Origin of the sequence: Bradyrhizobium sp. CCBAU 11430 (assembly GCF_028128855.1) — a bacterium.
Lineage (GTDB): Bacteria > Pseudomonadota > Alphaproteobacteria > Rhizobiales > Xanthobacteraceae > Bradyrhizobium > Bradyrhizobium ottawaense.
On sequence record NZ_LBJV01000005.1, the window covers coordinates 22285 to 46545 of the forward strand.

General features: G+C 58.7%; 20 protein-coding genes and 2 pseudogenes. 12 read left to right on the plus strand and 10 right to left on the minus strand.

Going from position 1 to position 24261, the window contains the following annotated elements:
- Positions 1–89 precede the first annotated feature (89 nt).
- Positions 90–164 (plus strand): annotated as a pseudogene (locus XI04_RS38660) (hypothetical protein); the annotation flags it as partial.
- Positions 165–187: 23 nt separating this feature from the next.
- On the opposite strand, the gene XI04_RS02990 reads toward XI04_RS38660, so the two are convergent.
- Positions 188–688: a Wadjet anti-phage system protein JetA family protein gene (locus XI04_RS02990; protein WP_333913143.1), complete on the minus strand. Its 501-nt coding sequence runs from the start codon at positions 686–688 to the stop codon at positions 188–190.
- Between the two features lie 706 nt (positions 689–1394).
- Here XI04_RS02990 and XI04_RS02995 point away from each other — a divergent pair.
- Positions 1395–1844 carry a hypothetical protein gene (locus XI04_RS02995; RefSeq protein WP_271595844.1) on the plus strand — a complete coding sequence of 150 codons (450 nt, stop codon included), beginning with the start codon at positions 1395–1397 and terminating at the stop codon, positions 1842–1844.
- A gap of 814 nt (positions 1845–2658) precedes the next feature.
- The gene (locus XI04_RS03000; protein WP_271623367.1) at positions 2659–4851 is read left to right on the plus strand and encodes a hypothetical protein; all 2193 of its coding nucleotides are present in this window, start codon (positions 2659–2661) and stop codon (positions 4849–4851) included.
- Between the two features lie 208 nt (positions 4852–5059).
- On the opposite strand, the gene XI04_RS03005 is transcribed toward XI04_RS03000, so the two are convergent.
- From XI04_RS03005 to XI04_RS03035, 7 genes and pseudogenes are all read right to left on the minus strand, one after another.
- Complete coding sequence (locus XI04_RS03005; RefSeq protein WP_271595846.1) at positions 5060–5626, minus strand: transposase; 567 nt, start codon at positions 5624–5626, stop codon at positions 5060–5062.
- A complete protein-coding gene (locus XI04_RS03010; protein WP_271595847.1) occupies positions 5566–6240 on the minus strand; it encodes an IS701 family transposase in 675 nt (224 codons plus the stop codon). Before XI04_RS03010 ends, XI04_RS03005 begins: the two co-directional genes overlap by 61 nt.
- Before the next feature lie 53 nt (positions 6241–6293).
- Positions 6294–7664 carry a type II toxin-antitoxin system HipA family toxin gene (locus XI04_RS03015; RefSeq protein WP_333914754.1) on the minus strand — a complete coding sequence of 457 codons (1371 nt, stop codon included), beginning with the start codon at positions 7662–7664 and terminating at the stop codon, positions 6294–6296.
- Positions 7558–7932 carry a helix-turn-helix domain-containing protein gene (locus tag XI04_RS03020; RefSeq protein WP_442868187.1) on the minus strand — a complete coding sequence of 125 codons (375 nt, stop codon included), beginning with the start codon at positions 7930–7932 and terminating at the stop codon, positions 7558–7560. The genes XI04_RS03015 and XI04_RS03020 overlap by 107 nt, the downstream gene beginning before the upstream one ends.
- Before the next feature lie 993 nt (positions 7933–8925).
- A complete protein-coding gene (locus XI04_RS03025; protein WP_271623489.1) occupies positions 8926–9708 on the minus strand; it encodes a prolyl oligopeptidase family serine peptidase in 783 nt (260 codons plus the stop codon).
- 45 nt (positions 9709–9753) lie between these two features.
- Positions 9754–11052, minus strand: a pseudogene (locus tag XI04_RS03030) (S9 family peptidase); the annotation flags it as partial.
- 1489 nt (positions 11053–12541) lie between these two features.
- A complete protein-coding gene (locus tag XI04_RS03035; RefSeq protein WP_271623368.1) occupies positions 12542–12715 on the minus strand; it encodes a helix-turn-helix domain-containing protein in 174 nt (57 codons plus the stop codon).
- Between the two features lie 604 nt (positions 12716–13319).
- On the opposite strand from XI04_RS03035, the gene aepX reads away from it, so the two are divergent.
- Positions 13320–14177 (plus strand): phosphoenolpyruvate mutase, encoded by an 858-nt coding sequence (gene aepX, locus XI04_RS03040; protein ID WP_271623490.1) that lies wholly within the window; start codon positions 13320–13322, stop codon positions 14175–14177.
- 305 nt (positions 14178–14482) lie between these two features.
- Entirely contained in the window at positions 14483–15256 is a 774-nt protein-coding gene (locus tag XI04_RS03045) for a phosphocholine cytidylyltransferase family protein (RefSeq protein WP_271623369.1), read from the plus strand.
- Positions 15257–15511: 255 nt separating this feature from the next.
- Here XI04_RS03045 and phnF read toward each other — a convergent pair whose 3' ends face one another.
- Positions 15512–16312, minus strand: coding sequence for a phosphonate metabolism transcriptional regulator PhnF (phnF, locus tag XI04_RS03050; RefSeq protein WP_271623370.1), 801 nt, complete (start codon positions 16310–16312; stop codon positions 15512–15514).
- Positions 16313–16331: 19 nt separating this feature from the next.
- Positions 16332–17831 carry an alkaline phosphatase family protein gene (locus XI04_RS03055; RefSeq protein WP_271623371.1) on the minus strand — a complete coding sequence of 500 codons (1500 nt, stop codon included), beginning with the start codon at positions 17829–17831 and terminating at the stop codon, positions 16332–16334.
- 235 nt (positions 17832–18066) lie between these two features.
- Here XI04_RS03055 and XI04_RS03060 point away from each other — a divergent pair, with 235 nt between their 5' ends.
- From XI04_RS03060 to XI04_RS03090, 7 genes are read left to right on the plus strand one after another with little or no spacing between them, the layout of a single operon-like run.
- A complete protein-coding gene (locus tag XI04_RS03060; protein WP_271623372.1) occupies positions 18067–18681 on the plus strand; it encodes an ABC transporter substrate-binding protein in 615 nt (204 codons plus the stop codon).
- A 19-nt stretch (positions 18682–18700) separates the two neighbouring features.
- Entirely contained in the window at positions 18701–19624 is a 924-nt protein-coding gene (locus XI04_RS03065; protein ID WP_271623491.1) for an ABC transporter substrate-binding protein, read from the plus strand.
- A 56-nt stretch (positions 19625–19680) separates the two neighbouring features.
- Positions 19681–20697, plus strand: a complete 1017-nt coding sequence (locus XI04_RS03070; RefSeq protein ID WP_271623373.1) for an ABC transporter ATP-binding protein — start codon at positions 19681–19683, stop codon at positions 20695–20697.
- Complete coding sequence (locus tag XI04_RS03075; RefSeq protein ID WP_271623374.1) at positions 20698–21600, plus strand: ABC transporter ATP-binding protein; 903 nt, start codon at positions 20698–20700, stop codon at positions 21598–21600.
- Between the two features lie 7 nt (positions 21601–21607).
- A complete protein-coding gene (locus XI04_RS03080; RefSeq protein WP_271623375.1) occupies positions 21608–22543 on the plus strand; it encodes an ABC transporter permease in 936 nt (311 codons plus the stop codon).
- A complete protein-coding gene (locus XI04_RS03085; protein WP_271623376.1) occupies positions 22544–23428 on the plus strand; it encodes an ABC transporter permease in 885 nt (294 codons plus the stop codon). It begins immediately after the preceding gene.
- Between the two features lie 26 nt (positions 23429–23454).
- On the plus strand, positions 23455–24186 hold the full coding sequence (locus XI04_RS03090) for a peptidase C39 family protein (RefSeq protein WP_271623377.1): 732 nt from the start codon (positions 23455–23457) through the stop codon (positions 24184–24186).
- The last annotated feature ends 75 nt before the right edge of the window (positions 24187–24261 follow it).

Consider the following 24261-nt stretch of genomic DNA (forward strand, 5'->3'; position numbering starts at 1 on the left):
GTTCGGTCCACCGCAGGTCAATAACCCGCGCGGCTCTCGCCTGTCGTAATGCTTAGTGTCCAGGTCTGCTCGAATGATGAGCTCTCGTTTTGATCGAAGCCCATGATGGCCTTTCTGCCACAATTGCGCAGCGCTCAGGATTTAAGGGGCTCTGGGCGTCTGGTCTGTCGATTACCAGCTCGCGGAGCTATCGTGATGCCAATGAAGCTTCTTGGAGCCAGTGCAGTCGCCGAGACTCTTGTTCTCGTGGCCAGGATCGCGGCGCTGATTGCCGGGCACGGATTGAAGCTATGCTCCATTCGATTGTGGCCTTGTGGTGCCTGCCATCCCGCGGTAGGGCATCCAGGCGTCGCACCAGGTCGCCGGCCCTGCCGACGAGTCCCTGCCCGCCTCGCTCGGCGTACTTAATGGTGTTGCGGACCCGGGTTTCGAGCTGACTGCGGAAGGCCTCGATCCTGTCGAACATCTCCCCGATCTGATCGAAGATGCTTTCGATGGCCAGCAGGTCGTCGGCAGCGGCCATTCGACCGTCCTCGATGTCGGCTGCCATGCTGGAAGCTGTGTACTCCTCGGCGAAGACCTGCATGGTTTCCAGGGTGTAGGAGATCCTCCGCGCGAGATCGACGATGGCGTCGCGGAAGCGGTACGGATGATTAACGGTGAGAACGGATTCGAAGTCCTTCAGCAGGAGTTATTCCACGAACTCCTCGAAAAAGGCTTCCAGCCGGGTAGCGACTGTTTTCGGCTCCATGACGGTCCGTCGGACGCGCTTCAGGTCGGCCAGAATGGCCCGCAGGCTCTTAGACTAGTGAACTGGGCGGCCTGATTGCGCGCCTCGCGGACAGCGAGCGCGGCTTCGCGCTGCTTGCGGTCGGTGATCTCAGGCCTCAGTTTTTCGACGGCCTCCGTTGAGGCGGATTTGCACGATCAAGCCGCCGAGTCGCTGCGAGAGATCCTTATTGAGGCTCGCGAGCCGCTCCGGAAAACGGGACCTTTCTCAAAACAGAAGCGAGCCAACCGCGAATACTATTACTACAAGATCTACACGCCCTCGGTGGCGAGGGATCGAAGAAGACACCCTCAAATATGTCGGTCCGACCGACGATCCCGAGATTGCCAAACGCGCGGAAGCTTTCCAGCGCGCCAAGATTGGCTATCGCGCGCGACGCGAGCTGGCAGCAAAGTTGAGGCGGGCCGGTTACCCTGCCTTCCCCACATGGAAAGTCTCGTCGTCAACGAACTCGCGCGCGCGGGACTTTTCCCGCTTCGCGCCACGCTCGTCGGTACGATGGCCTATCAGACATACAGCGGCGTAGAGCGCGCCGTGCATCGGCGGCCTGGTGAGCTCGCCGCCAGAGCGACCATGCGAGAACACGGTCGATTGAGATGCGCCGTTGAGCGAGCTTGATAGCGATGCGACGGGTTTCCTGGATCGAGCAGCGACGCCGCGCACGATCGAAGATGCCCGGATCGAGGCAGTAATCGTCCGCACCCTTGAGACGAAACTGCCCAAGGCCACTCACTGGAGCTCGCGCAGCATGGCGAGGGCCAGTGGACTGTCGGTCTCGACAGTACAGCGGATATGGCGCACCTTCGGCCTGCAGCCACATCGGTTGGAGACCTACAAGCTTTCAAACGATCCTAACTTCGTCGCCAAGGTTCGCGACGTCGTCGGCCTCTACGTGGTCCCGCCCGAGCGAGCCATCTGCTGTGTGTCGACGAAAAGCCACAGATCTTGGCGCCAGATCGGAGCCAACCCTCGTTCCGCATGCGTCCTGGTCAGGTGGAACGCCGCAGTCACGACTACAAGCGCCATGGCACGACATCGCTATTTGCGGCTCTAGCAACCGGCCGGGTCATCGGCAAGTGTTACGGGCACCACGGGCCACGGAATTCCGCAAGTTTCTGATGAGATCGAAGTCCCGTGCCGGATGATCTGGACGCCATCTCGTCAAGGACAATTAGGCAACCCATAAGACGCCGCTGATCCGTAACTGGCTGGCCAAAAGACCGCGCTGGCACGTCCATCTGACGCCAACCAGCTCATCCTGGCTCAATCAGGTCGAACGTTTCGTTGCCCTCATCACCGAGCGCAAAATCAGGCGCGGCATCTACCGCAGCGTGGCGGAGGTACGTACTGAGATCACGTCCTTCATCGAACAGCACAACGCCGACCCGAGCCCATTCCGATGGACCAAATCAGCTGACGACATTCTCAGCTCCATCGAACGCTTCTGCGCTCACAATCAGCCAAGACGCCATGAACTTCTGGTTTAGGACACTAGATTATGCGCCGATGTCCCGCGTACGGATTTTCGCCCGAAACGTCCGCGCGCCCATTGCTGCGCCGATCGCGTGCAATTTCCAGAGGAAAAATGAACCCCCAATGCAAGGCTGTCGAGTGACGGTGTGCTGCGTCCAGCGCGCTCGCGAAAATTTCGCGCTTCAGGCTGCGGTCATGTACTGCACGTGATGATCCCGCAGCTGAGGCGGTTATACCGGCATCGCTGTCTTCAGCAGCACAGCAGCTGCGATGGAAGTGGACCCGAGGCGACATGGGCTTGTGCATCGGGAAAAACGCTCTTGGTCAGCTACTCGTCAGCGAAGCGGTTTAGCCAGGAAGGCTGCGCATTCTCGACTCTTCTATCGGAGATAAATATGACGGGCATCGGCCGAGCTGGCAAATCGTACGTTGGAGCTGCAGGAGCCGACAGCACTGGGGTATCGAGCAGTTCGAGTCTGGAGTTCGGCCTCGTCCCTGGGGAACGCAGTCAATCTTTCGAGGCCGTCGTGGAGCGGATGCGCTCCGGGCCTCAAGATAGAACCGCGCCGCTCGTGAACCGGCAACCAACTTCGGATGTGGCGGCTCCAACAAGAGATGAGGTTAAGGCAGCAAAGCGAACGTTGGGCAGCCTGCTTGAGGACTTTAACACTTGTCGTAGGGCAGCCACGGGCGGCCGGACCTTGTCCGAGAGGCAAGAGCTGATCGATCAAGTCGTCAAGGCAGGCTCAGCAGTTCTGGACTACTACGCTGCTCTGCCCCCAGGTTTGGCGGGGCGCATTCTGCCCGACGATCGGGCTCGCCAGCTCCGCGATGAGACGCTGGGCGCGGCCGACGAAGGTAACGCCGTGGCTGCTACGATTTTCGATGACCTGGAGAAGAGCAGACACAAAGCGGCAGCCCTGCTCGGCAGGATCATCCGCACCGCTTCGCCTGACCAGCTGAACCGCGTGCTTTCAGGCGTGGAGCCCTACTATGAGCACTGCATGGAGTGGTGGAGAAAGAGGGCATTGCGCTCGGAGCGGATGCAGTCCGTCTGCGCGGCTACTGCCGACCTACCAAGCAGCACGCCCGAGTTGCGGAAGTCCGAAGAGGCGGCGCTACGACTGCATACCGGCTATGCACTCAATACGAAGTACAAGTATCTGGAATCGCAGATCACTCTCGCGCAGCTCTCCCTAGCGAGCAGGTTGGGACCAGCCGTCAGAGACGCCCTTATCGATGGAGACGGGCGGGTGCGTCTGCTCGGGACCTTCATCGAGGATGTTGTTCCGGCATTCGCCTCGACGGCCGAGGCGGTGATGAACCGCAACGGAGCGCCGCTTGACGCTGAGCACCGTGACGTTCTGGAAGGAGTCATGGAGCGGCTTTCGGAATTTGCGTCAGGAGTGAGCGGCATGGTTGCCAGCCTGACGGACGCCGGAGCGGGAGCCGATCTTCCGCTAGAATTGCTGGATCAGATAGTGGAAGGCGCGTGGCTTACAGCGGACGAAGTCATGCGGCTGCTGGCACTTCAGCCAAAGACACCAGCCACGATTGAACCGTCGGCTTGGGCTGTGCTGCCGGAACATACTGCCGGGGTGGGCGAAGGCACTGCAGCGCGCAGGAAGGGCAACGGCAGGCGCGCAGCAGCCGCAGGCGAGGGGAGTTCGACAGCTGGAGGCGCTGAGCCGCAGCTCGCCGGGTCCGACGCTGGCACGGGCTCAACACGCAAGGTTATCGTACTCTCGGATCTGGGTACAAAGAAACTCACGAGCGCGGAGGAGGCCCGCGCGCGGGCGTCATCGTCGGCGAGCGGAAACCTGCTGATGTGGCAGGCTCCGCCCTCCAGAGAAGCGCTGACGGGAATGCTCAAGCGATTGGACGAACTTTTGAAGTTCGATCTGCCCGCTCAGCAAAGCGCCGTCTCGCAAGCGCGTCAGATGAAACCCGAGGACGCCGACCACGTCCTAAATATCGTCGTCGAGCGCCTCCACAGACAGGCCGCCGAGATCGAAGCCTGTGTAGCCGCGGTGGAGGAGCCTCGTCGAAGTGGCTTGCTCACGCCCGCGCAAGTGCCCGAAGTACACGACAAGATAGTCCGGCTCAAGACGATGTATTCCGAGGTGCAGGGACAGGCAAACTCATTGAAGAGGCAAAGAGCCGCGATCATGATCGATTGCATGAAGAGCTATGGCTTTCCCTCGCAGAAATGCCTTGAAGGGTTGCGGGCGGCCGGGGAGTTGGAGCCTCCGGATCCTCCGCGCGCGTTGAGCGGTGATCCGGGGACGCTGTTCGAGATTAAGCTGCGGCCCAAGGCACTGCGCAACGGTGCGGCGGCGAATCCGATGTGGGTGCACATCCATACGAAGCGGCCGGTACATGCGTGGCAGTTGGCGACGGCGGCTGACGCCGAATTCGCCGCTTGCCACGTGAAATCCAATGAACAGCGCGGCTACAATCGGCACTGGCAGAGCGCGCGAGCCGCGATGGGGCACGAAAACGTCGTGATCCACCGCGGCAAGCTCACGCCTGCATTCTGTAGGTCCTTGTTGAACAACGCAGTTGGCATCCTGTCCGACGTCAGATAATTCGAGACTGATCAGGCTTTTCGCGAAGAGAGGCTCTGGGCTCATCTAAGTTAGCATTACAGTTGCATTCTTCGTCTGAGGTGAGCGCGGCGAGCGTCGGCCTGGTGAGCTCGCCGCCAGAGCGACCATGCGAGAACACGGTCGATCGAGATGCGCCGTTGAGCGAGCTTGATAGCGATGCGACGGATATCCTGGATCGACCAGCGGATCAGGAACGATGTTTGGTGCGCCGGCGTCGCGTTTTTTTGTGCGCTGGCTCAGCATTGGCCCGATGACGGATGACGGCTATCATGGCGAAGGCCAGCATGACGAGTGAGACATGGCGATGCCAGCCAGGCCAGGAGCGGCTTTCGTTGTGATCAAGGCCGAGCTCGTTCTTGGCGGTTTCGAAGCTGTCCTCGATGGGCGAGCGATGGCCTTCTACCGACACCAGCTTCTGCATGGAGGTGCCCTCGGGGCACCAACTGGAGAAGAAGGCCAAGCCGCGGATCAGAAGACCCCGCGTCCATTCCCCGGCAAGGTCGTCGTTGTATTCACTGACGTCGAGATCGGCCCAACTCGAGATAGGCCCAGTCGTGCCAGCGCGGACCTTTGGTCCCTCCGCCTGACGGCGGCGCCAGGCGTTCTTGGGAAGGTTCTGCGCGATCGCGGAGGCGGTGCCGGCGACAGGCTGCGGCTTGCCCCAGGAACGGAACACGTGATTGGAAGCAACACTCAGAACATAGCCTTTGCCCGCCTCGCGCAGCAGGGTTTCGATCTCGCCCGTGCCATACACGCTGTCCGCCGCCACGAACGAGAACGGCGCCTTTGCGGCGCACGAGCGATCATTCGACGCGCGATCTTGGGCTTGGTCGCAAAGTCCACATCGCTCGGTACATGCGGTGCCATCAGGCGAGCGGGGGCGTCCGTCCATTCCTCCGGCAGGTAGAGTGTGCGATCGATAAAGGCATGGCCATGCCGCGACACATTGGAGGCGAACACTCCGATCTGGCAATTGGTGATCTTGCCCGCCGAGCCAGTGTACTGGCGTGCGACACCGCACGATGCCTTGTCCTGTTTTAAAAACCCGGTCTTATCGATAACCAGAACCGCGTCCTCATCGGCGAGCGTTTCCAGCGCGTACTCACGCACAATGTCGCGCAGCGCGTCGGCATCCCACTGCCCCCGACCCAGGATCGCCTGCTGGCGCCACGGGCCTGGATCGCCGGCCGCTTCAGCCCGCATCCAACCCGTCTTGCGCGGCTCGTTACTCAACAGTCCGTCGAGAAACCGCCCCGCCGAGACCGCCACCCGCTCCTGCGTAAACAGCGGACGGATGCGTTGCTTGGCATCTCGCAACGAGGAAGCCCACAGCGTCAGCGCATCTTCAACCGACGCGCCGCCAATCATCAGATTCCGAACATGGTCCCACCCAGAACTCACCGAAAATAGCAACTGTAATGCTAGGGCGATAGGGCTGCCGCGCCTTTCGGCGCTGGCTCCGTTTGCTTCAGGCGCTCTAGGTAGCCGCGCGCGCGCGAAATCACCGCCTCCACGACAGTGTCCAGGACGGGATCGCCGCGGGCAGGCATGGCTTCGACCTCGGCCTTCGCCACCATTGCATGGTGTGTCACGGCCTGAGCAATCTCGGAGACGCGGCGGAACGTCTGTGTTGGAGAGAGCTTGCAGTCGATGGCGAAGCGCTCCCAGTGGTTGCGTCCAAGCTGATCAGCCTGCTTCTGCCCGCCGATCTTCGGCGCCATGTTGCGTGTGATCTTCGGATATGGCGCCGCACAGACGATGTCGTAGCCTGGCGCCATGGCGGCGCCGCGCGCCGATAGCATCAGCGAGTAATTTTTGGCGTGGGAATCCGTGTTCCACACCATTGGATTGAAGATGGCAAGGTCGACGAAGCGGGCGGTCTCCTGTGCTGTCATGTGGCGCTGGGTCACGCCGACCATGTCGGCCAATGATGGTCCTTTTAGGCCTCTATCGTTGCTCTGGTACTTGGCAGCTGGCGGTCGGCCCAGGGCTTGGCAGAAGTCCTCCTGATGCAGCCGCCGCCACCTCTTGCCGTCATGACGGCGGTCATAGCGCTCAACCAGCAGGTAGCTACGTTCGCCTGCCGTTCCGGTCGTCACCTTCGGCGTCGGGATTCCGATCATGCGCGCGAGCGTCAGGCAGAATGCCTCGTTCTGGACGGCGCCAGGTAAGTGCTCGCCATCGGGCTTGATGATGTGGGTCGATGGCGCGCCGTCGATCGGTATGTACAGGGTGTCGCCATCCAGAGCGACGGCGAGCTTCGTCTGCACACCGGCAAGCGACATCGACACGCCATTTTCGCCGACGAGGAAGGGCTTGTGGGGTAGCTCATTGAGGATGCGCTCGAGCGCGGCCTTGTCGGGGATCTCTCGCCATTTTCCGGCGATGAGCCCGGTGCCAGGCTGTCCGACGGAGAGCGCGCCGGCGGTGTCGCGGCCCATCTCGGCAAGAAGACCGATGACATCGGCCGGCGACTTGCCGAGCATATGACCTACGATCCCGAGAGTTGCGTTCTCCGGCAGCAGATTTGCCGCCCATGGCAGAATTGCCGAGGCATCGTGGGACGCCCGCGAGAGCGGCATGGTGAGCGACACAGGGAAGGCGCCGGTCAGCCCGCGCCAGGATTCGGCATAGGTGAAGCCTGACGCTTCGTCAGCGCTCGTGATCCAGCCGACCTCTCGCGTCTCAAAGTAAACCGGAAGACGGTCCATCAGGCTCCTCCTCCTCGCTCTCGGGAATGTCCGGTGTCTCGGAAGTGTTCGCGCGGCGGGCTTGGGCGTCCTTGAGAACATCCTCGATGCGCAGCCCGAGCACGTTTGCCACGTGCAGGCTGCGCCCGAGCTGACAGGTGCTTTTTCCGGCCTCGAGGTCGACGATGAAGCGCTTTCCTGTCCCACTCACCATGGCCAGCTCGTCCTGCCGGAGGCCCTGGCGTTTGCGTTCTTCCTGGATGAGGCGACCGAATGCTGCAGCGAACTCGGCGGCTTGGCGCGCGACACCGGTCTCGCCAGGAGCGTCCTTTCCCCATGAGGGGGAAGTACCCTTTGGAGGCGTGTTCATAGCTCCTCTCGTCATAAGTTACCGATCGGGAACTTTATGAGCTGAAACGGGGAATGTCCAGCGAAAAGTTACCGAGCGGGATTTTTTACGCAGTTCCGATATGAAGAGGCAAAAAGGTTACCGAGCGGGAACTTTTAAGACAAAGGCCGGTTGGGCGACCCGGAAAGTTACCGATGGGGAATTCTGCTGCCAATACCAACTCGGTTCTTTGGAAATCGATGACGACGGGAGGGAATCCCCCCTCATCCGTCGAGCGAAACATGGTCCTTGGCGTCCACTCGATGTGGCGACCTCCTCACGTTTGGCGAATGAGTAGCGTCCTAATAGAAGTTTTGACGATCGCGAAATGTGTCGGGGTCATACCGCCCGCTCGTGCAGTTGGCAGACAATATTGTGCAACCCTGCGCAAACGCTTTCTCACCGCGGAAAGACAATCATTCCAGGCCATCAACAATCGCTGTCGATTTGGATCTATGCTGCGTGAGAACGATAGCACTTTACCTGAGTTAAGTGCCGCGCGCTTCGCAGCCGGGGTGGCAGCCGAGGCGACTGCTGCGTCACGCTGTGCGTCGATTGGATCTGCCGTTCCTGCGTCGCCGCGGCCTCTGACGGCGACTGCGCGGAGGAATAAGCAATTGGTCGCATCCGTGACCGCTTGCGTAGCGACTTCACCGTACGAGAAATAGATGGTTGATCAGGGCATGTCACGTAGCTCAATGCAGGCATGGCGCGGATTGACAATCCTCAATCAAGGAAGCCCATCTGGCAACTTACTTCCAGCTCGTCATGTTGTGCTTGGGACGCCAGGAAATCCGCTCGCCAGCGGCGGAGGCTGTTCAGACCGGTAATTTGCGCATCTGACGAGCTTCATCGAGCCCTCCCACCTTCATCAGCTCTCTCGCCTTGCGTTCCATGAATTCAGATGAGCAATGTGAGGAGTTGAGATAACCAATGGTCTCTAGGTATCGACTTCGATCAGCCCGTCCGCCGAACTTACTCAGAACAAAGCCGCCTCGATGCATAGGTGTATTCAAGGGCGAGTTGACGCGCATCTTCCACGAGATTGGCCGCGGCGCTATGTCCGCCGTCGATGTTCTCGTAATAGAAGTAAGGCTGGCCCAGCGCGGCGAGCTTCGCGGCAGCTTTGCGGCCGTGCGCCGGATGCGTGCGGTCGTCCTTGGTGGAGGTAAGAATTAAGGGAGCGGGATAGGTCTTGCCCGCCACCAGCTTCTGGTATGGCGAGTAGCCTTCGATCCACGCACGCTGCTCGGCAATGGCGGGGTCACCGTACTCGCCGATCCAGGAGGCTCCCGCGCCCAGCTTGGTGTATCGAAGCATGTCGAATAGCGGCACCTCGATGATCGCCGCGTTGAAGAGCTCGGGACGCTGAGTGATCGCGGCGCCAACGAGCAAGCCGCCCTGGCTGCCGCCAATCGCGCCCAGCTGGCGCGGACTAGTGATCTTCCGACGGATCAGGTCATCGGCAACGGCAATGAAATCATCCCATGTCGTCTGCTTCGTTGCCGCCTGGGCCGCTTGGTGCCATTGTGGACCAAACTCACCGCCCCCGCGCAGGTTCGCAACGACATAGGCATTGCCCTGTTCGAGCCATAGCCGCCCCATCGGTCCCGGATCAGACGGCAGTTGCGACTCCTGGAAACCGCCATAGCCATGGAGAAGTGTCGGGATAGTGCCGTCAAACCTTGCGTTTTTGGGCCGCACCAGAAAATATGGAATTGACGTGCCATCACGCGAAATGGCCTCGAGCTGCTCCACGACATGGTTCGACGCATCGAAGGCAGAGGGTGCCTTCTTCAATTCCTCCAAGCTTTTGCGTTCGGCATCAAAAGACCAAACTGAGGTTGGTCTGAGATAGCTCGAGACGGTGAATATGACCCGGTCGGCTTCATCGTAGGTGGCTGACAGGCTGACATTTGTATCTTCCGGCAGTGGGATCGGTGTCGCGGACCAAGCTCCCTGATCGTACTTGTAGAGGAACGCTTTACTCTGAACGTTCTCAAGGATCGTCAGAATCAAAAAGTTCCTTGTGTGAGTGAACTCGCTCAGTGCCTGCCGGGGCCCCGGCTGAAAGACGAGCGATGGTCTGGCGCGCAACGGATCCTGTTTCCATTCATCGAGGTCATACGAGATCATCGAGCCGGCCGTGAAGCAGATGCCCGCGGACGGTGACCAGTCCTCATCAAGTTTCACAAGCAGGCGGCCGCACGCGAGCGTGGCGATCTCGGCCTTCTTCGGCAGATTGAGCTTGACGGGCCCATCGGGGCGGAAGACCACATACTCGGACTCGACAGAGCTGATTGCGCGGGCGGCGCCGGTCGCATGAATATGACCCTCGCTGTCACGAAGCACGAAGGGGGACGCCCCAACGTCGGTGGGCTCGCCCCGAAAGATCTCACGAGCCTCACTGAGCGGCTGAGCACGTTTGAGCTCCTTCACCACAAAAGCGTAGCCGGCTTGCGTCAAAGTCCCCTCGCCCCAGTCCCGTGCAACAAGGAGGGTGTCACCATCGACCCAGCTGACGTCCTGCTTGCCCTCGGGGAGATGAAAGCCGTCCGCGACGAAGGTCTTGGCGGCGCGATCGAACTCTCGTATGGACACGGCATCCTTTCCGCCATCGGAAAGACTAATCAGGCAACGGCGCTCTTCAGGCGGAAGGCCGCTGTGACCTTGAAAGACTCAATTTCTGTTTTCGGCGGCGGCCAAGGCGTCCAGGTCGAGGATGGTTTCCCACTTTGGGTGTTGGCTACGATCGCTCTCACGCGTGGTGCGCCGCCAGACGCCGCGCACCTGATTCTCGTCTCGCCAGAACTGCTCCAAACCGCCCCCTTCGAATGGAACATCTGCGATTCGATCTTTGGCCTGCAAGATGGAGAGCGCCTGTTCGTAGAAGCGCCGATAGCGAGGATCTGACTGAAGCACCCCGAGCGTCTTCTCGTTCTCGCCGCGAGCCCAAGCCAACGCGCCTCGCCCTTCCATCTCCTCGAGCCAAAGGAATGGGTCGTCAGTCACCGCCGCATCCGTTCGCTCCTGTGAAAGCGCCCTGGACGTGGAGCAAGCAATCGGAGGCAACACCGCGGACAGGAGTGGTGGCGTGTTCATGGACTTTTTCCCGATAAGATCGGCGGGCACGCTGGCCGGCCCTGGCGCGTCAAGCAGACGCGGCGGAAACCGTGGAAGCGCATGACATAGCGCGGCCTGCGCGATGTCATGCGCCGCTTACTGCAAGCTGCGTGCCGGCTAACGAGTCGCAAGTTTCAGCCGTTCGGGGGCTGCACGACCGTGTTCCGTTGCCGCCATTGGTTGCCAAGCGGACATCACAGCGTGTCGGCGGACAGCCTGTGAGACAGCGCCAGCATCTTTCGATCTTCAGTGGCAAGACTGGGACGCAGCGATGCTGCTTACCTCCGCATGCGAGGTTCTCCTGGTTGGCGTCACCGGGCAGACTTGTCGACGGGCATCATCAGGACAACGATCAGCGCATTGATCAGCAGCCAGACAGACATCATGCTAAGGGTGGTATGCATGGCGATCTCCGATCCGTCGGCTGCAAGCATTGCCGAGCTGGAGGAGCTCTTTCCTTGCGCAACACACGAAGTCACGCCGACAACTCGATTCGTTAACAGACTGCCGGGAGAATTGCGCACGCGACGTGAGAGTAAAATGCCCAAGAAACGACCTACGCTGCAACACGTCTTGGGATTGAGCCAACAAACAACATACAAGCACCAGATCAGGTTCTTCTGCGCAACAAAATGGCGAAATCATCAGCAGCAATTCTGGGCACCTGTCGTATCCACCTCGCGGAGAATGCATATGAGCTCTACATTGCGCAACGATTGTAGTCGCGTTGCACACCTCGCCTCCCCGTGGATACTGCAACTTTGCACATCATTGATGGCGCCCTCTGGTCGTGGTCCAACTCAGTCAGCTTGACTTCGGAGTCGCCTGCCTTTCCAGAGATACCCGGATCGCGGCTTCCGCCGCAAACAAGTTTAGCTTATCTCGAATCCGCTACATCATCGGAAGAACCGAACATTCGCATTGGAGGTCAGCGAAGAGGTTGCTCATAGAGCCAGCTACGCTTCGTGAGGATTGCCCGCACTTGGTAGCGCGCAGAGCGCTAGAGTATGGGCAACGTCTAACAGCACGCTTTCGAAAATCGGTTCACGGACTATCATTGCCGTCTTCGTGCCCGGCCTAGGCCGTCTACACAGCCTTTCCGATGACAACGACTTTAGTACCTAAACCGCTACGACCGCCTCCTAATTGGGACACGCATCCGACCGCCGCGTCCGCAGCACGGGGACGGATCGATCAGAACATTAACACAGGGATCCGACAGACCCTCGAGCTTTCAAGAGCGTTTTGCGCCGCGATCTCACCTCCCCTGGTGGTCCACGGCGCCCCGTGACGATCGGCGACGAAATAGAAGCACACCCTTATAAACAGCTGCGGGCCCGTAATTTGCTTCACATTCCGCCGGAGCCACCCAAAGTTGTGCCTAACACTTCGCCATATTTGCATTAGGGGCAACGGAACCGATGCCGTCATCTTAGATAATACCCTGACGTCGCGCTTTGACGACGCATTAAGTCCGGCTGGAGGTTTCCAGCTTTCGCATCGCATTCTTGACATGAAAATTGACGGTGTTCTCGCTCACGTTCAGGATGTCTGCGATCTCCCAGGATGACTTCCCCTGCTCGATCCATCGCAAGCACTGTTTCTCTGGTTCCGACAGCACACCCTTTTTCACATCCGCCATGATTTTCTCCTGGATTCGACAGAACAGGAATGGCATCAGCAAATGCCATACCACTCAGTGGCGCCTGCAAGGTATCGGCGAATCCGGACAAGTTCGTCGGCGATTGCCGTTGCATTCGCATGAGGCTGCCATCCTGCTGTAGCCCTATCGACGGGCTTTCGACATTGTCGTCAATCCGCCGGCGGCATTACGACAAGGTGGCTGTCGATATTTGCGTCTAAATCTATGTGAGCCGGATATCACGCTTTCCCTAAGCACTCCTCCCCCGAAGGAGTGTGGGAATTCTCTCTCGGGGAGTAGCACGGGCTCGCGAACCCAGGTCATTCATTTTGCATCCAAGCCCTTCTTTCCAGCCTTAGGCGCGAGGCCAATCAACCCATAGCGAAAGCTTTGCGTTCGGCGCGCCTCCTATGGCGATCATGCAAGCCTTTGCCGTCCCAATAAACTACCAATGCTGGTCATTGAGCGGCATCACGCCGAAACGATATGAGCAGTGACGTTGGTGGCAATCTAGGTCGGCTTACAGGATTTAGGCATGCAGTATCAACCACAAGCCGTTCGGCCCACCGCAGTTCATCAATGCGCGCGGCCGTCGCCTGCCGAAATGCTTCATGTCCAGGTCTGCTCGAATGATGAGCTCTCGTTTCTGATGGAAGCGCATGATGGCCTATCCGCCACAATCGCACAGCGGTCAGGGTTCAAGGGGCTCTGGGCGTCTGGTCTATCGATTGCCAGCTCGCTGGGCTATCGTGATGCCAATGAAGCTTCATGGAGCCAGCTCGTCCAGAGCGTCGAGCGCATAGTGGACTCGACAGAGCTACCTGTGCTCGTTGATGGGGATGGCGGCTTCGGCAATTTCAACAATGCTCGCCTGCTCGCACGGAAACTTCGTCAGGCTGGCGCGGCAGGCGTCTCGCTTGAGGACAGCTGCTTCCCGAAGCTGAACTCGCTCATTGGTGAGCGGCATCCGCTCGCCGATATCGATGAATTCTCTGGTCGTCTGCGGGCTGCAAAGGATGCAGTCGCCGAAAATCTTGTTCTCGTGGCCAGGATCGAGGCGCTGATTGCCGGGCACGGATTGAACGAAGCTATCTTGCGGGCTCACGCTTATGCCGACGCGGGAGCCGATGCTATCTTGATTCATTCACGAAAGAGTACCGCGGACGAGATGCTTTCGTTCGTCACCGAGTGGCGGAGCCGGCTACCGGTCGTGATCGTTCCGACCACATACTATCGAACGCCAGTCTCAGCCTATCGGGATGCGCGCATCTCCACGGTCGTCTGGGCCAATCACTCCATGAGAGCTGCGGCAGCTGCGATGCGGCGCGTCTGCGATAGTATCGCAGCTCAAGAGAGCGTTGCGAGCATTGAGCCTCAGATCGCACCGCTCAGCGAGATATTCGAGCTCCTGAGGTATGACGAACTCGCCGTGGCCGAAAAGCAGTATCTGCAGCCCCGCTAGTCCATGGCAGCAGGGTTTGTCACCTGAAGCTTCTTTTGTTCAAAATCTGCGATGAGTCCCTCACCTTTCGTCGGCCCCGCTCCAGTGTCACGCAACTGGCAGTGACATAAACTCCTGGAGAGGCTCTCGACATAGCAAAACAGCTTTGCCTACGGCACACACAGCGGCTAATGCAAGTGTATACACCGTCACGCCTACCTCCTTCACTCTTTGGGGTGGTCTGACAAGTCTGCGGCACCTGACACTTAACAGAGGCGTTCACGATGCTTGCAGAGCGATAGGCGGGATGAAGAAAGCGAATTGAAATGCCAATGAATGTTCCCAAGCATGCTCTCATTCTTGCCGCTGGAATGGGCTCTCGTCTACGGCCGCTCACGGAGCTAAGCCCAAAACCTCTAGTCCAAATCCATGGCACCCCCATACTGTACAACGCGCTACATAACCTTGGGTGTCTTGGCGTGGAACACGTAACGATCGTTGTGGGGTATCGTAAAGAGGCGATCCAAAAGGCCTGCGGCAGCCGCTTTGGCAGTGTTACGATTAACTACATCGAATCCTCCGTTTACGACCGTACTGGCAGCGCCTATTCGCTCTGGCTGGCGCGTAACGCACTCCTTTCCGGAGATTACTTTGTTCTTGAGGGCGACGTCTTCTTCGAGGAAAATGTATTGCGGCAGCTGATCATCACTGAAGCGCCCAACGCTGCTGCTGTCGCTCCCTTCCATGAGCTGATGCAGGGATCGGCCGTCCTGTTGTCAGATGTTGGCTTTATCTCAGAATTTCGCTTGAAGCAAACAGGGCGAGATCTTATCGCGGGTGGGCCCCCTCTCTACAAGACGATGAATCTGTTACGGCTGTCCGCGTCTACTCTGCGGACAGAGGTCATTCCGGCCCTAGACGATATGATCAGGGCCGGAGCTACCCAGGCCTACACCGAGGAGCTTCTTTCCTATCTCGTGGAAACACGAGGCCTGCTGCTTGCTGCGGTGAGATGCGATGGTCTCAGGTGGTACGAAATCGATGACGCGGAAGATCTCCGTACCGCCGAGCGCATCTTCGCAGAAGCCGACTACGTTTGATCCTATCGGCCAGGGTGAAGTTCAAGACGGTCACGGAAGGTTTGTCGCTGCGCGTCTTTGACATTCGCGGCTGCCTCTGACGCCCGGCAGGTAAGAACGGCCTAGAACGGACGCCGCAATCAAAGCGGCGCCTATGGTCTTAGCAGAACGCAAGGGCCCGTCCGGCATACAATGTAAAAACACGTCCCAAGCGATGGTGGTAGCGAAACAGTCATTTTGCGCCCAGCCGCTTTGACCACGGGAATGGGACGAGACCTAGACCTTGAGGGAGGCAGCTGATTTCGATTTGCTCGCTTGCGCTTTTCCGGATCGAGACTTTCCTGCAAGCGACTGCTCCGCGGAACTAATCTCTTTGAAGTCGAATCTGAAGCTAATTCTTGGTGCGCAAAGTACATTCTCGCCAAATTTGATCGGAATACGGCCGGAGCAATCAAGGCCCTCTTTGATGAAGACCGGCGCCGAAGTGGACATTTCCAGCAGGCGCGCTTCATGGGCGAAGGGCAGACGCGCACTTATCGTCACCCATTGCTGCGAGTAGTCGTCAATTCCGATGCGCCTGAGAGCTGTCGAGATCGAGTTGGTGCCAGAGAATTTGTCCAGCAGTCCGGGAGTGCGTTTCGCCGGAAAGTAGCTATGCGCGATGACGATCGGGATCTCGTCCTGGTAACTGAGCGTGTCGATGCGCAGCACATCGTCACCGGCCTGCAAGTCGAGGTAGCCGGCCAGCCGATCGTCTGCCGGTACCGTTGCAGCAGACAGGATCTTACGACGTGCCAAGCGGCCTTGCGAGATGAGATTATCGGTCAGCCGGGTTTGAGGGGAGAGAAGATAGGGTGTTGGATGTTCGACAACGAAGGTGCCTCTCCCCTGCTCGACACGAAGCAATCCTTCCTGCTCAAGTCTCCGAATGGCGTATCTTACAGTGTGCCGGTTGACACCATATTTGAGAGCAAGCTCGACGTCGTTCGGAAGCTTTTCGCCTGGCCGAAATCGGCTCGACGCAATAGCTTCTTCGATGTTCGATCGAACAAATTCCCAGCGCTTTCCTTGATACATAGGCCAAATAGTCCGTGGTTCAGGTGTTCAACTGCGTCGGATTAGCGTCCGGTCGATCGTTCTTCGGTTCCGCCAGCCGCGTTACGGCCGCTCCCCTCAGATAAAGACGCTGTCCGTAACGCTCCCGGAAGACAGTTGCCCGGCCCGCTGAAGAGGCAATTGAGACGCTCGCATCTTCGACATCATACTGACCTCCGTCCTCGCGATCTTGCAAAGCTTCATGAATGATACGGCCCTGCACTGTCGACGGTAGCGGCAGTCTCAAGCTGGAAAGGATCGTCGGTACCAGGTCAACGATGCTGGTTGGGACAGCAGCAACTCCGGTTTTAAAGCCATTGCCAGCAAGGATGCATAATGAAGACAGCTCGTGCGCCGAAAGCCCGCCGTGCATGCCAACGCCGATCGGATAGGCTCCATCGTAGTACACGGCGCCGGGCGGAGCGTTCCGATTGGCCGCACTGCAATCGGCGAGAACAAACGACAGATCCGCGCTTCGTTGGTGTTCGGCCATGACAGCCGAAAGCGGGAGGGTGTTGGCGACAAGTGGAGACCCATCAGCGGCCTTACGTGAGAAAGCCACGCCAAACCATGGCTGCTCGGAAAGGCTGTGATACATCTCTGTCAGAAGATGGCCTTCTCTGTCCCGGACCCAAATGTTGACAACCCTTTGAGCGGATATTGCGGCGTCTACGTCGGGCGTGAGCTCGTATCCGACCTTGAATCCCGACCGCTGCAGGTGGTTCAATACGGAGACCTTTTCTCCAATGATGGCATGCCCGTGATCGGATGCAGCAATAAGCTGTACTCCCTCTCGCTCTCCTTTTTCGCTCCACCAAGCGAAAATGCGTCCAAATTGCCGATCGACCTCGTGGAGCACCTCACGGGCCGTAGGATGCTGAAGTCCGAACATGTGATATGTAATGTCCGGCTCCGAAAGCCACAGCAGGCTGACCTCCGGAAGCGCTGCTTTCGTGAGAAATGAAAAGAATAGATCGACGACACGCTCAATGGTAGCACGCGCCGGCCGCTCGTCGGCAGGGAGCACCGGAAAGCATGACGCAATCCGGCGAACGGCCGCGTTGTTACTGAAATTCGATGGGTCATGAACCCAGAACGCCGGCGCACCAGCCTGCCAACTGCCCCAGCTCGAAAGTCCAAAAGAGCCCTGCGACTGAGATCCGATCGTCAGCATCGCACGACCATGAGCCGCCAAGACTTCGCCGATCGTAGTGGCGGTGAGGACGCCACCGCGTTCGCTGCCGAGCGTCAGGAGCGCCGAGAGCGAAGATCCGTCGATGGACCGACCGTTTGCCCAAAAACGGTTGCCGATGATTCCATGAGCCGAGCTATGTCCGCCCGTGGCCAGCGCGGCCGATGAAACCCGCGTCTCACTGGGAAAAGATGAGGTATGGCGGTCAAGTCGAAGGCCGATTTTGGACAGCTCGGCGAGATTCGGCGTGACTGCGTCGTCTAGCTGGTCAGGACGAAGGCCATCGAGCATCACAATTACAAATTTCATTTGGCCACCTTCCCGCTCCGATTCCGCAGCCCCAACCTACGGGAGTGGCAGCCTTCTTGTCCAGCGCTACCTAGGCACCTAGGTTTGTCATGATGGTGTCACATGGTGTGAATTATATCTCACAGTACTCGAACGGCCCCGCAGAAAAACATTGTGCGAGTCCCGCCCTGCCCAAACGTGAGCACGTGGTCCAGAAGCTCCGCAATCGATAGCTGATGCTACTAAAGGATGTTCAATGACTGTTCGCAACCGACGCGAGGTTCTCAGATTTGTCGGCGGGCTGAGCTTGCTCCCATCGACCTCTGTCTTTGCCCAGGACGCTGGCCGAACGGCACTGCGGATTGCAATGCAGGATCTGCGCGTCGAGCTCGATCCGCTCCATCCCCGTGCTACGGCGCTCGTGAGCTTCCGGGTACTCGAGAGTATTTACGACAAGCTCTTTGCAATCGACTATCAGCGCAACGGGCAGATTCGGCCGATGTTGGCTGAAAACATCGAAGCCCTCGACAGCACCACATATCGCGTGTCTCTGCGGAAAGACGTTCGCTTCCACGATGGCGAAGAGCTAACGGCAGAGGACGTCGCATTTACTTTTGGTGCAGAGCGTATGCTCGCAAAGGACAGTCCGGGTTTTGGCGTTGGCCAAATCAGCTTTCCATCGATGAGCGCGGTGCGGGCAACCGGCCGACATACTGTCGAGTTTCGCACCAAGGCGCCCGATCCTGTTTTTGTCAAACGCCTGACCTCTTATGGAGCCGGCATCGTCTCGAGATCGGCCTATCTGAAGGCGGCGACGTTTGATCAATGGGCCAGAGCTCCCATAGCGGCGGGGGCCCTACCGGGTCGTTGAGGCCGTCGAAAACCGCTACATACGCCTTGAGGCGCACGACGGGTACTGGGGTGGAAGGCCGCCGCTGAAGGGAATCGAGTTTCGGATGGTGCGCGAGCCGGCGGCACGCGTCGCCGGCCTTCGCGCCGGCGACTTCGATATTGTCACGACCGTAGCGCCGGATCAGTTCGATATCCTCGCGGCTGACAACCGTTTGGACGTGGTTGGAGGCGACACGATGTCCTTCCGCACGCTGGTCTATGATTCGACCACGAACGAGGTGCTGCGGGATCCGCGCATAAGGCGCGCCATGAACCTTGCGATCGATAGGCAGACCATTGTCGATAGCATTTGGCGCAAGCGCATAAGTGTGCCGCCCTCCCATCAACATCCTGCTTACGGCGTTCTCTACAATCCTGACCGGTCAATCCCCCGGTACAATCCGGCAGAGGCGAAGCGACTTCTTGCCGAAGCCCGTTATAACGGGGCAGCAATTCCTTTCAAAACAGTCGGCAATTATTACACGGCTGAGCTTATCGAAACTCAAGCCATTGCAGCGATGTGGAGGTCTGCCGGCCTGAACGTCGACATCCAAATGAAAGAGAATTGGGCACAGGTGGAAGACCGTCTGGATCGCGCTGTGAACAACTCGTCCGATGGAACATACTACCCCGACCCCACCGCCTCGTTCGTCTCGCGCTGGGGGTCTCAAAGCAATTTTCAGAGGGGTGGGTATTGGCGCAACGACAGATTCAGCGTGCTGGAGACGATCTTGCTGACGGCGCAGGATGCGGTAGAAAGACGAGCCGCCTATCAAGAGATGCTCGACATATTCGACGAGATTGATCCACCAGGAACGGTGCTCCATTCGCTTGGCGAGTTCTTCGGAAAGCGCGCCAACATCAAGTGGGCACCGACGCCGACGGGTTTGATGGATTTTCGGCCAGGCGCAATCAACATCTAGCCGAGAACGCCTTGGGCCAGACGTAGAAGAATATTGTCTGCTCGGAAGGTGGAATCATGGACCAAACCACTTCGCATGCACTTGAAGCGTCTTATGTCCAAACCTTTGAGCACGGGAATGCCGGGCGCCCAGCGATTGCGGCTGGGAGCCCGCCGCTCCTGAGCATTGATGGATTGACTGTTATTCTTGCAGACCGGCCCGAGACGCGCCTCCTGGATGCCGTTCGGTTCGAGGTGCGGAAAGGTGAGTTTTTCGCGCTTGTCGGCGAAAGCGGCAGCGGAAAAAGCGTCCTGTGTTCGACCATCATGGGAGTAGCAAGTTCCGAGCTGAGATGGCTCGGCGACATTCACATCGAAGGCAGGCCTCTTACCGATGTCGATAGGCGCCTGCGCGCGATGATCTACCAACAGCCAAGTCTATATCTTAACCCCGTCCGGAGCATTGGATTCCAGCTTCGCGAGACCGTCCAGATGATTGGCGGCTTGAGCAAGCGAGAGGCGAGCGAAAGAGCTGCAAGTCTGCTCTGCGATGTGGGGATCGCTGACCCCAGAGAGACGATGAGAAAATATCCGCACGAAATGTCTGGCGGAATGAATCAGCGCGTCATGATTGCAATGGCGCTCGCGATGAAGCCGAAGCTTCTCATCGCAGACGAGCCGACCTCAGCTCTCGACGTAACCACGCAAAAGCAGATCCTTGACTTGCTTGAACGGCTCCGCTCAGACATGGCAATCCTCTTTGTGACCCATGACCTCGGCGTTGCCCTGCAGCGGTCGGATCGCATCGGCGTTCTCTACGCCGGCCAGTTGGTCGAAATCGGGGGCGCCGATCTTGTCGGTCGCACTCCCCTGCACCCCTATACGCGCGCGCTATTCTCCGCCGTGCCCCCGCTTTCACGGCATCACCGCCGTCTACACAGCCCTGCAGGCAGCCTCCCTGAACCTACTCAGCGCCAGGCCGGCTGCAATTTCGCATCTCGGTGCTCCGGAACGATGGAGATTTGCCGACACACAAGGCCCCCCTTGCAGGGCAATCCACAACAAGTGGTGGCATGCCACAACTTGGAGGCATGAATGACGTTGCCAATCGGGCCACCTCCCGTTCGCACACCGCGCCCGTCCACCGAGCCCATTCTCGAGCTGCGCAATATCGATTTTTGTTACCCGGCTGCTCGCCGCTCCAATGCGGCGGTCCTTGGCGGCGCTAGGCTGACCAAGATCAACATGAGCATCCGTCGTGGGGAAGCCCATGGGCTGATTGGGGAGTCCGGCAGTGGCAAAAGCACAATTGCGAAGCTTCTGCTTGGGCTGACAGCGCCACAAGCGGGCCAGATCTTTTTCGATGGCGAGCTGCTGACGCCGGCTCGATTGGCTACGTTCCGCCTCCGTGTCCAACCTGTCTTTCAGAACCCTATCGACGCACTGAACCCAGCCACCCCGATCGGGAAACAAATTATCGCGCCCCTGCTTGTGAACTTCAAAATGAAGTCTTCCGGTTGTCAGGCTCGGCTCGCTGCAGCAATTTCCGCCGTTGGCCTATCGGGTGAGATCCTCGGCAAATTGCCACATCAGGTAAGCGGCGGACAGGCGCAGCGGGTCAATATAGCGCGGGCGCTTATTCTCGATCCCGAGGTTCTGATCTGTGATGAGCCCGTCTCCGCACTCGACATGACCGTTCAAGCTCAGATTCTGAACCTCCTGTCGGATCTGCGGGAGACCCGGGGTCTTTCCCTCTTATTCATCAGCCATGATATCAGATCCGTCGCCTATCTCTGTTCAGAGATCAACGTCCTAAAGCGCGGAACCATCGTTGAGAGCGGTTCACGCGAACAGGTCCTGCTCGATCCGAAGACAGATTACATGAAGTCCCTGCTGAGGGCGGTGCCCAATTCTGAACTCGGCCTGGAAATGGAATCATTAACTTCAAAGCCTTGTTCGCAGCCAATAGGGCGTCGGCACTTGCCGGCGCAGAGGTGATAGCTGCATGAGGCGAAAAGCCCAGAAGGTATTTGCGAGCAAAATTGCCCGCGCACTTGTCACGCTTGTTCTGATGGTAACAAGCGTATTCATTCTTATGCGCTGCGCGGGCGATCCCGTAACCGTCTTACTCGGGCCGGATGCGACCGCCGACATGCGCGCCGCATACTCGGGCGAATTGGGGCTCGACCGCCCGATCCTGGTACAATACCTGGCCTATCTTCATAACGTCGTCCGAGGCAGCTTAGGCGTTTCTTACGTTTACCGACAGGATGCACTCGGCGTCGTCCTCAGCCACCTTCCGTTGACGCTGATGCTCACCTGCTCTGCGCTTACGTTGGCAGCGGTCACGGGCATTGCGGGAGGAATAGCTGCCGCGGTGTTTCCATCGAGCTTCATAGGGCGTGCGTGCACGATCGCGAGCCTCGTGGGATTGTGCGTTCCCAGCTTCTTCCTGGCAATCGTCCTGATGCTGGTGTTCTCAATTCAGCTCAATTGGTTGCCGACCGGCGGGGCTGAAAGCTGGCGCAGCTTGGCTCTGCCGGCAGTCACCATGGGGGCCGCAAGCTCGGCCGTGCTTGCTCGCTACACGCGCGTGGCCGTTCGTGAATCGCTGGATAGCCAGTATGTGTTGGCTGCGTTTGTGCGCGGCATTCCGTTCTCGCGGATATTGATCCAACACGTACTGCCCAATGCGGCGGTGCCAATCCTGACCATACTTGGCCTCCTCATCGGCGGAGCGGTAACTGGTTCGACGGTCGTCGAGACGGTCTTCTCATGGCCCGGTATCGGAAATCTCTTCGTCACATCCGTCGGAAGCAGAGATATTCCAGTGGTCCAGGCAATTGTCCTGCTTGCTGGCACTGCGATGATCATGACCAACCTGGCCGTCGATCTCGGTTACACCTGGTTCGATCCGCGGTCGAACTCCTCGGAGACATAGATGAGTACCGTCTGGGCGCGTGATTGGAGTTGGAGCGTCTTTCGTTCGTCGAAAGACGGGCGCGTTCCGCGAAGGCTACCCAAAATAGGATTCTATGGTGCCTCCATATGGATTGTCGGATGTCTGTTGATTGCCGCACTGGCCCAGGTGATCTCCCCCTATCATCCAGCACAGATCTCCTTGGATGCACGGCTTTCGCCACCACTGCTCTTCGGCGGCGCGCTGGAACATTTGTTAGGCACCGACGAGCTCGGCCGGGACGTGCTGGCTCGCTTGATATATTCGATCCAGATCAGCATGCTCGTTGCGGCTGGCGGGACCTTCATCAGTACGCTGCTCGGCGTTTCATTGGGCTTTCTCGCTGCCGAGCTTGGCGGACTGATCGACGAAGGGGTCATGGCGCTTGTCGATATGCAGGCTGCTGTGCCGTTCATGATCACCGCACTCCTTGTCATAACAATATTTGGCAATTCCCTGGCACTCTTTGTGTGCCTTGTGGGCTTGCATGGTTGGGAGCGCCACGCCCGCATCGCGAGAGGACTGGCTTTGACGGTCCGCAACCGGCTCCATGTGACGGCGGCGCGGACCTACAATGCTTCGCGGGTCCATATCTACGCAAGGCATATTCTGCCTGCCTGTGCACCTACCATCGTGGTCGGCATGACCCTTGGGCTCACCGAGACGGTTCTCCTGGAAAGCACCCTGAGCTTTCTGGGACTGGGGATACAACCGCCGATGTCCAGCTTGGGTAATATGGTGGGATTCGGCAGAGACTATTTGATGACCGCATGGTGGATCGCGCTCGCGCCGGGCCTCGTCATCGCAGCGACAGCGATCGCACTCATGACAATCAGCGAATCGCTGCGCCAGATGAGACCTCGCTAACTTTCACATCCATCTAAGGTGCCGTCATGTCTCGTCCGGACTTCGAAAGCTCAACCAATCAACTGGTCAGGAACGTTCCTCTGTATCGGCAAAAGAGGAAGTTCACTTGTGGACCATCTTCCCTGATGATGGTCATGTCCGCGCTGGACCAGCGATATCAGCCGAATGAAACAGCTGAGCTCGAGATCTGGCGCGAGGCAACGACCATTCACGGCGGCTGCGGGCCGGTTGGTCTGGCATTAGCTCTCAAACGCCGCGGCTTCGCAACCCTCGTAGTCGTGAGCCATGATGGGCTCTTTCTTCAGTCTCGCGCTTCACAAGGTGGCGAGGTAGAGGTGATGCAGATTCTCCAGGAGCGAGATCTCGCCGAAGCATACCAGCGCGGCATCCCTGTTCATATTGGCACTTACAGCCCCGATGACCTCTCGAAATGGATGGCGGCGGGGTGGTATCCCATCGTGATGGTCAGCATCGAGTTCGAAGGTAAAACCATCACTCATTGGGTGGTGGTGACCGGGGCCGACCCCAATTGCGTGTTCTTCAATGATCCTCTCAAAGATCCCGCCGAGGCAGATGCTGCCACGCGCGTCGACCACGAGAGCTTTGCCAGCATGACGGAGTTCGGTCCCGACCGGGAAAGGGCGGTCATTCTTGCTGGACTTCCAAAAATGGCGAATGTTGCGCTTCCGCTGCCCAGGATTCGTGCTAGCGCTCGACTTCGGCCTGACTCGCCGAGCGTTTCTGGTCCCGAACGCTGATGTATTTTGGTAGCCGGTAAAAGCCCAACATAGCCACCATCAGCTGATTCAATCGGTGCCATCGGTCGGGCAGCG